The sequence below is a fragment of the Rhodopirellula sp. UBA1907 genome (assembly GCF_002337565.1).
GTDB classification, from domain to species: Bacteria; Planctomycetota; Planctomycetia; order Pirellulales; family Pirellulaceae; genus Rhodopirellula; species Rhodopirellula europaea.
Window position 1 is genome coordinate 23,838 of sequence record NZ_DDGH01000092.1, and the last position, 10,791, is coordinate 34,628.

Sequence of the window (10,791 nt, forward strand, 5' to 3'; positions counted from 1 at the left end):
GCTTGGTCGTTCGTTTCGAATTGGAAAAAATTGTCACGGTCACCTTGTGTGACCTAGAGTAAGACATGAAATCTACGCCCCCTGAAAATCGTTTGCTTTCCGAAGGTCTTGTTCCGAAAGCGTCTCGCAAACCGGCCAAACCCAATTGGGTCGGCAGGTTGGTGATCTTCGCCGCATTGTCAATTGGTTCGGTCGCTGGTTGCATCGTGTTGCTTCGCAATACCGTGCACATGGTCAGCGCTCCGGCGTCCAAGGTGCAGCCGGTCCAAGCCACCAAGACATCCCGTGGCATTGAGAACGACAAAGAGTTTCGTGCTCGCAAACGCCGCAACGAAATCTTCTTGGCCGAAGCGATGCAGGAAGACGCCGCGTTCATTCGTGATCGTCAACGCCGCATCTGGATCGAACAAACACGCCATGTTCCCGATCACCGCGACGCGTACGCTCAATGGAAAACGCAAGTGGAGCGATTGGAGAACAAGGTCGCCGAGAGCGCCAAGCAGCGTGGCTACTACGACGAGGACGGCGACGTGGTTCCAGAGTCGATTCTCTGGCATCAACAACAGCGTCTGGAAAAGCTTCGCGAAGATTCACCGAACAGCTACTGAGAAGTCACCTCGACTTCGTCACTGAAACGCAAACGCGGCCGAACACCAATCGGTCGCGTTTTTCGTTGGCAAACTAGTGCGGGTTGGATTAGCGTCCGATGGATTCCAATCGCACGCCCCATACCGGATCAGCTTGGATGGCAGTCATTCCGTGCTGCCGAGCGTCGACTCCTTCGCGTTTCCACAACAAGTATTGAGCGACGTCGCTGATTCGTGGCACGACGATCGAATGGGGCCAGTCGGCCTGGCCGACGCCAAAGTGAGCTTGGCCTGGCAAGACGGTGATCACTCGCTGATCGTTCAAGCATTCAGTCAATCGTTCGGGCAATCCGTCGTGGTTCATGCGATCAGCAGCTAGCAGTGACAACGCAAGCTCACGCACGCGAACGCCGGGTGTGTCCCAGATGCGTTCGCACAATTCAGTGACCAATTCAGAACGTTGATGAGTCAGTGCGATGCCCAAGCAGGTCTCGCGAGACCATCCGTATGGATTGCGGCGAATGGTTGAATCGATCAGGCGTCCGACAACTCGTTCTGTTGAGGTGCGACCGCCGATTGAGTTTGGGCACGTCGCTAGCAGTTTCGTTTGCAGCTTCTTTGCCGCCGGAACGTAGCGAATTCCGCAATCGGGAACCGTTATGCCCAGCAAGCACGACCAATCTTCGTGACCGGTTTGCGCGTTTTGTGTCGCGACAGCGGCGTTCCAGTGCCAATCGGGGCCCGCGGTCAACGCAACCAATTGAAACTGGCCAGTTGCTTCTTTGTCGTCGCCAGCACGCTGCGAAAATTGTTGCCACCATTGGGCAAGTTCTCGGTCGAGGATGTCGCCGGAATCACCCCACGGTGACGGCGACAATGCCGCAACGGATTGCTGATGGCAAGCCAAGCGAATTCGTTCGACCAATTGATTCGCGAGCTGGCGAGTTTCCAACGAAAACGAGACTCGCAATCCTCGCAGGCGACAAAGAATCGCTTCGCATGTCGCTGCGTCGCCGCTGGAGGCTTTGGAGTACAAACGATCGGCAGTCAGCCTTCGAATGACCGCGGAATCGGATTCGAGCAGCGACACGTTTCGATCAATGCGAGCCAGTTCAGATTCCGGTAGACGTTGGGCGGTTCCGAAATAGCTGGCCTCTTCGAAACTCGTTTGGTTCTTCGTCTGCTTTGGTTGGTCTGCGGAGACGAGTGCACCGTTCGTTGAGAACGCCATGCACGCCGATGCCGCAATCAGTCGTCGCAGTTTGCGGCGTCGAGCGAACTTTGGCGAACTAGGCAAACGTTTGACTCCGCTGGCGAAGGATGCCGACGTCAGATTTGGCGACGGGCATCAAAGTTGGGTGCAACTCAACTCTAGTTTCGTCCATCATCTCGGACCAATGATTTTGCATCGAGTTGTCCCCGCGACCTCGATCACGATGCCCGGTAAACTGCCCAACCGTTGCAACCGGTCTGTCGTTTGGCTGTGTCTTCGTCCCTCCCTCGTCTGGTCCCGCTCATGCAAATCCTGTGCTTCGAAGATTCTCGCGTGGAACAGCTCTGTCCGATCGTCCATGCTCGTCCCGCTTATGCGATCACGTGCGCCAGTTTCCGATTGCTGGATTGGTTGAAGACACTTGCGAGCGAATCCGCCACCGGAGCCAAGGCTTGCCAGATTCAGGGACTGATTCGCGAATACCTGCTGCCCATCCAAGAAGCCGACCACGGCCTGCAAGCACCCGCGAAGGAACTGCCGGAGGGCGAAGACGTGTTGCTGGTCAACGCTCGGTTGGTGCCCTCGGTGCAAACCTACGAGACGTTGAAGCAAGTGTTGAAGGCCGGTGAAACCGCATCGGTGCTGGGCAAAGACAACGGCGTCGACACCGAATTGTTGGTGGCGTTCATTTCGGCGGCTGATATCGCAAAACTTAATGGTTCGGCCGCGTCCGATGCGACTCAAACGCCACTCGCACGATTGGAACTATTGGCCCGAGACAATGTCAGTTCGCGGTTCACCTTGAAAGCATTTCAATGGCCGCACGAAGTCGTGTCGTCTCATATGGACGCGATGAACGATTCGGTCAACTACCGCATCGAACATGGCGACTACACGCAACGCGAAGACGGTGTCTTTGTTCGGCCGGGAGTGTCAATCGGAGAGTATGGGTCGATCCACACTTCCGGCGGTGCGATCGTATTGGAAGAGGACGTTCGAGTCGGACCGTTCTGTTTCTTGGAAGGCCCACTGCACGCGGGACACAGCACCCGAGTAATCGAGCATTCGGCGATCAAAGATGGCGTGTCGCTGGGGCACACGGTGAAGATTGGCGGCGAAGTCGAAGCGTCGGTGATTGAGGCCTACACGAACAAGCAACACCACGGGTTTTTAGGGCACAGCTACTTGGGAAGCTGGATCAACCTTGGGGCGGGAACCTGCAATAGCGACTTGAAGAACACGTATGGCAAGATCAACATCGAATACGGCGACCGCAAGATGGCGACCGGAATGCAGTTCTTGGGCTGCGTGATGGGTGACTATTCTAAGTCCGCTATCAACACAGGCATCTTCACCGGCAAAGTGATCGGCGTTTGCAGCATGTTGTATGGATTCGTTACCAGCAACGTGCCCAGCTACGTCAACTACGCTCGCTTGTTTGGTCAGACTTCTTTGTTGCCACCCGACGTGATGATCAACACGCAAGCCCGGATGTTCGCGCGTCGGAAAGTCGAACAACGCCAATGCGACATGGACTTGATTCAGGCGATGTACGATCGGACCGAATCCGAACGTGAAACGTCGGACCAACTTGCCCTGTAGAAAAGCCGGGACACAAGGCCGCAACCATAACGCCACCTGCCAAATACCGAAGTTCCGGCGGTGGCAGGTGATGATTTGTGGGTTCGATTTCGCTGTTTAAAACGATCGGCACTATAGGTTGCGCAGGTATTCCAAGCTCTGCTGCAATTCCATGATGGCGGTTTCGGGACGCATTTCTGGGCGACCGACAACGAAGGGACCGCGGTAAGGGATGTCTTCGAGTCGTCCCAGCATCGACGGGAAGTCTGCCGTGCCCTCGCCGACCGGGACCGACACTCCGCGACCGGCGGCCAGATCCACCACGCCGTCGACCGCGTGCACGATCGAAATTCGCGGAGCAAGTGCGTTGATCGCTTCGTCGACTCGGAACCGATTGATGATCAATTGCCCCGGGTTCAGTGCGACCGGAACAAACGTGTCGGGGATCGCATCCAGCAGCGCAGCCAGATCTTTTCCAGATTCGGTCCCCGTTTCAGCGGCCAGGAAACAACCGACCTTTGCTCCGTAGCGGCCGAGGTCTTCCATCACTTCTCGAAGCGTTTCCCAGCGAGAGGCCTCACTGCCTTTGGCACCCTGCCCCGCGATGGCTTTGCCGATCCGAGAGGACGCGATCGAATTCGCGAGTTCAGCGGCCAGGTCGGCTGGTAAATCATTGCTCCAATCCGCGTCGTCTGTCTCAAAGGACGAACCCAATAGCAGCGAACTGCCCGCCTTCTTGACCGCCTGATCAATGTTCTGTGGCGGAGGTGGAACTGTGCCAATTTGGTTGACGATCAGTGGAGCCCCGAGACGGTAAGCGGTCTTCATCGCGCTCTTGGTCGCGTCCACCCGCTCGTCCAAATGGTCTGTCACGTCGTACCCAAACCGGGTTTGAAACCGGATGGATGCAATCCGCAAATTCAAATCATCCAGGATTTTCCGCAAGGTCCGAACCCCGGTGTCCGACAATTCAGATACGGGCACGTGGGTTCGACCACATAATTCGACACTTCGAACGCCCATCGACGCTGCGATGGTCAATGATTTACGTAGAGCGGTGGCCGAGGCACCGGTCCCCGGGATGGCGTCCATTCGGACGGCAAGTTTCAATTCAGCCAATCTGTTCGTTCTCCGATGCAGGCAGCCAGGTCATGGTGGGACGCTTGATCCAACTCGACCCTTCACGATACGCCTTCCGGTCGAGAACATCGAGCGGGGGCAATGTGTTTCACGCCCCGCAGATTCTCGCTTTCGCGGGATCGGCCACCGGCACCGGAAGAGTCGGCGACCAATTTCGGTTCGTCTCGCGAGCCATTTGCTGCTGCATCGTTGCATTTTGGATTGTTCAGGGCAGCTTTGCAGCGTCCGCACTCGCTGAAGAACCGACTCGTTACGAGAAACTGCGACGAGAACGAATTCCTCGGGAATCGTTGATTGATCGCAGCAGCGTGGAGTCGACGCGTGGCCCCGCCGGCCTTCGTCGGTTTCGTTGGGATTTCTCCCGAGCATCGGACAAAGATTTCGGTGGCTGGCCCGACAACTGGTTGCGATACGACGGTCCGGGCTACCCGAACTACGTGGGCATCCGAATCGAAGCGCGAGACCCAAAGCTCGAAGAAGTGGTGTTGCCGCTGGACACCGCCGCGCTGAAACCATGGCGGAAACTGCGTCAGATCTATCCCGAGTTGTCGCCTTTGCCGCCATCGTTGGCGGACATCTTGGTCGATCGATGCCTAAGTATCCATCTGGATGGCGGGCTCGCTCGAGTCGAGTCGCCTTCTTTGCCGGCCAACCCAACGTTCCAGTATCAATTCAGTGTGGACGTTCGCACAAAAGGGCTTGTGCACGATCACGTCTACGCCCAAGTCGTGTTTGAAGATGCGTCGGGAAACGAGCTTGGGATCCGAGAAACCGAGCACGTGACGAAGAGCACCGATTGGACGACGTTGACGCTGACCGATCTGCTTCCGCCTCGCCGCGCCGATCGCATGTATGTGCGATTGATGGTCGTTGGAGGCGAGGACGGACTGGAAGACATCACCGGTCATGTCGGTTTCGACAATGTGATGTTTCGTCAGTACCCGCAATTGAAAGTTGCGACGGACAATTCACTCGGTGTTTACTTGCCCAACGAAACGGTTGTTGTCAAAAGCGAGATGCTGGGGCTGTCCAACGAACACACTCGATTGCGTCTGCGTTTGTACAACCAGCACAACAAGACTTTGGGGACCTTTGCACGCGCGATTGATCCGGTCGAGGAAGCGGCACGATTGTTGGCGGAAGAAGAAAATGAAAAGGAACAGGACAATCCCGGCGTTCAGAGCGAGTCGGAAGAGGATGCCAAGCCATCGAATCTGAAAGGTGTTCCGCCGAAGAAGCAGATCGCCGGGCTCGATGATTCAAGTTCGCTGCACTATCGATGGGATCTCAACGATCTGCGACCCGGTTTCTATCGAGTCGCCGCGTCGATGGAAAATGATCGTGGAGCATCACTTGCCAATGAAACCTCGTTCATTGTGCTTGGAAAGATCACGAACGACCCGTCGGAGTTTGGCGACCCGAATGAAACGAAGGAATCCATTCTGGGCCTGCCTTCTCTTGCGACCTTTCAATCGGAATCGGATGTCATTGATCCAACTCCCTTTGGTTGGACTCTTCCTAAATCGATCATGGAACGACACCGAACGGGCAAACTCTCTGAACGAGAACTTGCCCGGTGGATGCAGCTGATCGGAATTGGTTGGGCGAAGTTGCCGGTATGGTTTGGGCCCGAGCAACCCGATCATGCCGATGCGGCGGCTCTCCTGGGGTTTCGACTGCGAGATCGTGGCATTCAACCGATTGGCTTGCTCGATCAACCACCGGAAGATCGCCTGCACGCGTATCAGCTGAGAGACAAAAACGACACGCGAGTCGCAAATCTGCTGCGTGATCAATCGGCTTGGCGACCAGAGTTGGAGCCGTTGATGAACCGCATGACGATGCGGATTCGTTTGTGGCAATTGGGTGCGGACGATGACCACAGCTTCATGGGCCAATCCAATATCGAATCCACTCTGGAAGGTATCTCGACCGGTTTGCAAGGTTTTGGCCAACCCATTCAAACCATGATCGCGTGGTCTTGGGTTGATACGCCACCGGCAACCGCGGGTGATAGCTGGCGGGGATTGCATCGCTATTCCAAGTCGCCGCTGACGGCTGCGGAAATGGACGCGATGTTGGACCGCGAAATTCAGGAACGAGAGAAGGCGGTGGTCGCGGGCATGGTTGCGTCGGCGAGACCCCCGGAGACTTGGCTGACGATTAATCCGGTATCACGAAAGAAATACGATCTGGATTCTCGCATCACGGACTTGGTTCTTCGCATGGCAGCCACACGCGGTCATGACGTGGCGGCTGCGTTCTTGAGCGATCCAATGAACGAAGAGGCGGCGGTGCTGACGCGTGATGGACGGCCGGACGAATTGTTGCTGCCATTCCGAACTGCCAGTCTTTTATTGGGGCATCGCAACAACGCCGGTTCGCTGCGAATGCAGAAAGGTAGCGACAACATCATCTTCCGTGGCGACAAAGACTCAGTATTGATGGTTTGGGCGAATACCCCCACCGTCGAACACATGTACTTGGGCGAGAACGTTTACGAAGTCGACGTGTGGGGACGTCGCACCCCACTGAACTTGGTCGAGCACGAAGGTCGTCGCGTTCAGGAAATTACAGTCGGAAGAGTGCCCAAGTTTTTGGTGGGAATCGACCAATCTCTCGCGGACTTTCGAATGTCGGTCCGCCTGGATCGGACTCGCATCGACGCGTTGTTAGGGCTGCAGCAACCACTCGGCGTTCAGTTTCGCAATCCGATCGGACAATCATTGGCGGGCGAAATGGCGATCGTGCTACCGGAATCATGGCGTTTAGGTGAAGCGTCAAAGCCGTGGAATTTGCTGCCCAATGAATCGTCGAAAGTCGACTTTGGCGTGACGCTGGAGAACAATGCGACGATCGGTGCGTATCAACTCCCGCTGGATTTCGCGTTCGAAACGATGCCGCCGACGGTCATTCGAGTCCACCGAACGATCAGCATTGGGCCCGAAGGTTTCGACATTCGGGTGACAACGCGTTTGATCGACGACGGCCAGGACGGTCGTTTGCGAGTGAAAATTGAAATGGTCAATCACACCAATCGATTGACCAATTTCGATTGTTTGTTGTTCGCCGGACGCGACCGCCAGTACGAACGTCGCGTTCTGGTATTGCCACCACGAGACACTGTTTCGCGGAACATCGATTGGCCCAATGGCAAAGAATTGCTCGGCACCCGAATGTGGTTGCGTGCGATCGAGCAAGACGGGAACCGAGTGATCAATCACTCCTTCGAAGCCAAACCCTGATCTATAGAAGTTGGCGCTCTATTGAGTCGGAATCACCGAAACGGCCCCTATAGATTCGACGAAACTGAGGGGGCACGGTTAGAATAGAGGGTCGCGCAGAACTTCCCACCTTTCTCATTCGAGTTGAATTTCATGCAATCATCCTGGCAAACGTTGCAACGTCGCAATTTCTTTTGTGGTCTTGGTGCGTCGCTCGGTTCGCTGGCGCTGACGTCGCAACTGGCGGCTGACAGTGTCAGTGCAAAGGGATCTGATTCCGCCGCGTCGCCGTTGGCACCCAAGAAGCCGATGATGCCGCCGAAGGCCAAAGCGGTCATCATGTTGTTCATGGAAGGCGGCCCCGGTCAGATGGATACGTTTGATCCAAAGCCCGAACTGGATCGTCTGCATGTGACCGAATCGAAACGCACCGAGGGATTGGCGACGGGGAAACGTTTCTATGTCGGCAGTCCATTCAAAACGCGGAAGGTTGGCCAGTCCGGGTTGGATATGTGCGACCAATTCGTTCACTTGGCTCAGCCCGAAGCTGCCGACGAGTTGTGCGTCTATCGTGGTTGCCAAGCCGAGTCGTTGAACCACCCGGAAGCGTTGCTGCATATGAACACGGGCAGCCGGTTGGGTGGCGATCCCGCGGTCGGTGCTTGGACGACCTATGGTTTGGGCAGTGAAAATCAAAACCTGCCTGGCTTCGTCGTGATGACGGAACTCGCGATGCCACAGGCGGGCAGTGCGAACTGGTCCAACGGTTTCTTGCCGGCTTATTACCAAGGCACAACGCTTCGTGCACAAGGATCGCCGATTCTGGATTTGAAGCCGGGTGATTACCGAACGCGTCAGCATCAACGTCGCATGCTCGACGAGTTGGCGGCATTGAACAAGGATCATCTGAACTCCAGCTCGTTGGAACAACATCCCAACGCGGGTGAGTTGGCTGCGCGGATGGAAAGCTATGAGCTCGCCTTCCGTATGCAAACGTCCGTTCCCAACTTGATCGATCTGAAAACGGAACCACAACACGTTCTGGATTCCTACGGAGTCGACGATCCTGAAACGGCGGCCTTCGGCAAGCAATGCTTGATGGCTCGTCGAATGGTTGAAGAGGGTGTGCGTTTCGTTCAAATCTTCTCTGGCGGATGGGACAGTCACGATTACCTGGAACGTGGTCACTCAGCTCGAATCAAAAGTGTCGACAAACCGATTGCCGCTTTGATCAAGGATCTGAAACAACGTGGCATGCTGGATGACACGTTGGTCGTTTGGACCGGCGAGTTTGGGCGGACACCCGATAACAACTATCGCGGTGGTGTGACCGCTTTGGGCCGTGACCACAATATCGATGCGATGACGATGTGGTTCGCTGGCGGCGGGACGCGCCGTGGTTCAATCGTTGGTGCGACGGACGAGATCGGTGCGAAAGCCGTTGAGTGCGTTCACCCAATTCGCGACGTGCACGTGACAATGCTTCACTTGCTCGGGTTGGACGACAACAAGCTGACCTACTTCCACGGCGGGCGGTACAAGCAATTGTCTCAATTCGGCGGAGAAGTGATTCCCGAACTGATTGCCTGACCGGTCGATCCGGATCACGCCATCGCCACGCCTTAGTTGACGTTGGTCTAAAGGTGGGCGAGTCTATTCAAAGCAAGCTACAATGGCTGGGAAACTATCTGCGTTTCCCAGCCATTTTTCGTGTGATGAGTTCTTGTGAACGACCCTGATTCGCCATCATCGTTGGATTCCGTTTTGGCGGAAATCTTGGTGCGCGAAGAGAATGGCGAGCGACCGGATCCGCATGAGTACCTGGAGAAGCACCCCGACCACGCGGAGGAGTTACGAGACTTCTTTCGCAATCACCGTTGGCTTGGCAGCGAAGATACTGAGCCAGCGACATTGGTCGGGCAAACCATTGGCGAATTTCGAATCATTCGCGAAGTTGCTCGTGGCGGTATGGGAGTCGTCTACGAAGCTGAGCAGGATTCGCTTCGGCGTGTCGTTGCAATCAAGCTGATCGGTGACGGTGTGCTCGCAAATGACGAGGTGCGTTTGCGTTTCCGTGTCGAGGCGGAAGCGGCGGCTTCGTTGTCGCATCCTAATATCTTGCCAATCCACAGCATCGGATGTTGGCGTGGGATCGACTACTTCGTGATGCCGATGGTCACGGGAGATTCGCTGCAGTCGTTGGTCGATCAGCAGCGAGCAGGTTGCCGCGACGGCGGAATGACGACTTCGGAAGTCAAAGAGTGCGTCATGAAGACGGTCGCGTTCATGCGCGATATTTCTCGCGGAGTCGCTTACGCACACTCACGCGGCATCATTCACCGTGATTTGAAACCCGAGAATGTGCTGATCGATGAAGGTGTGCCAAAGATTGTGGACTTTGGTTTGGCAAAATTTCACCGTGATGCACCGGAGTTGACTCGCAACGGCCAGGTCCTTGGGACGCCTCATTACATGAGCCCGGAACAGGCTCGCGGGTGTGGGGATTTGACCGATGCCGTCGACGTCTACGCACTCGGCGGAATGTTGTTTTCCATGTTGACCGGATCGCCACCGCATAGTGGCGACTCCACCGCGGAAGTGCTCTCGCGAGTGCTATCGGACGAACCGCCATCGTTGCGGTTGGCTTATCCCGGTGGTATGCCACGTCTGCCTGAAATGGCTGATTTGGATCACGTCATCCAGCGAGCGATGGCGTGCGAGCCGACGGAGCGATATCGATCTGCGGACGAATTGGCGGACGATTTGGATCGAATCTTGGTTGGTGAAACGCCGCTTGCTGCTCCGGATGGCTTGGTTCATCGGATGTCGCGAGAATTGTCTCGCGATCAGCACTTGCACGCGTTTCAGAATTGGGGGCGTGCTTTGCGAGGAATCGGGTTTGTCGTCCTGGCTGCTCACATCGCGATGTTTGTGATCATGCAGTGGTTGTATGTCGACACACCGAGCGATTTGGCGGCATGGAGCCAGCCCGCGTTTTGGGGCTACTTCGTTCCGCGATTGTTAATGCTGGGCGGAATCGCTTGGG

7 protein-coding genes are annotated in these 10,791 nt (G+C 56.0%); 5 read left to right on the top strand and 2 right to left on the bottom strand.

Annotated elements, in window-relative coordinates; translation table 11 throughout:
* Nucleotides 1-65: 65 nt before the first annotated feature.
* Nucleotides 66-608 carry a hypothetical protein gene (locus B2R17_RS21020; RefSeq protein WP_286765523.1) on the top strand — a complete coding sequence of 181 codons (543 nt, stop codon included), beginning with the start codon at nt 66-68 and terminating at the stop codon, nt 606-608.
* A gap of 88 nt (nt 609-696) precedes the next feature.
* On the opposite strand, the gene B2R17_RS21025 is transcribed toward B2R17_RS21020, so the two are convergent.
* Nucleotides 697-1,884 (bottom strand): hypothetical protein, encoded by a 1,188-nt coding sequence (locus B2R17_RS21025; protein WP_286765524.1) that lies wholly within the window; start codon nt 1,882-1,884, stop codon nt 697-699.
* A 219-nt stretch (nt 1,885-2,103) separates the two neighbouring features.
* Here B2R17_RS21025 and B2R17_RS21030 point away from each other — a divergent pair, with 219 nt between their 5' ends.
* A complete protein-coding gene (locus B2R17_RS21030) occupies nt 2,104-3,402 on the top strand; it encodes a GlmU family protein (RefSeq protein ID WP_286765525.1) in 1,299 nt (432 codons plus the stop codon).
* Between the two features lie 111 nt (nt 3,403-3,513).
* Here the strand turns inward: B2R17_RS21030 and B2R17_RS21035 are convergent, their stop codons facing one another.
* Nucleotides 3,514-4,500, bottom strand: coding sequence for a sugar phosphate isomerase/epimerase family protein (locus B2R17_RS21035; RefSeq protein WP_286765526.1), 987 nt, complete (start codon nt 4,498-4,500; stop codon nt 3,514-3,516).
* Between the two features lie 104 nt (nt 4,501-4,604).
* Between B2R17_RS21035 and B2R17_RS21040 the strand changes: the two genes are divergently transcribed.
* The 3 genes from B2R17_RS21040 to B2R17_RS21050 form a co-directional block, all read left to right on the top strand.
* Nucleotides 4,605-7,766 carry a hypothetical protein gene (locus tag B2R17_RS21040; RefSeq protein ID WP_286765527.1) on the top strand — a complete coding sequence of 1,054 codons (3,162 nt, stop codon included), beginning with the start codon at nt 4,605-4,607 and terminating at the stop codon, nt 7,764-7,766.
* Nucleotides 7,767-7,898: 132 nt separating this feature from the next.
* A complete protein-coding gene (locus B2R17_RS21045; protein WP_286765528.1) occupies nt 7,899-9,335 on the top strand; it encodes a DUF1501 domain-containing protein in 1,437 nt (478 codons plus the stop codon).
* Nucleotides 9,336-9,470: 135 nt separating this feature from the next.
* Nucleotides 9,471-10,791, top strand: a 1,321-nt coding sequence (locus tag B2R17_RS21050; RefSeq protein WP_286765529.1) for a serine/threonine-protein kinase, incomplete at its 3' end; no start/stop codon positions are given.

Bases quoted from the DNA above. Each gene is read 5' to 3' on its own strand.
- B2R17_RS21030 (WP_286765525.1), top strand. From the start codon at position 2,104: ATGCAAATCCTGTGCTTCGAAGATTCTCGCGTGGAACAGCTCTGTCCG.
- B2R17_RS21020 (WP_286765523.1), top strand. From the start codon at position 66: ATGAAATCTACGCCCCCTGAAAATCGTTTGCTTTCCGAAGGTCTTGTT.
- B2R17_RS21045 (WP_286765528.1), top strand. From the start codon at position 7,899: ATGCAATCATCCTGGCAAACGTTGCAACGTCGCAATTTCTTTTGTGGT.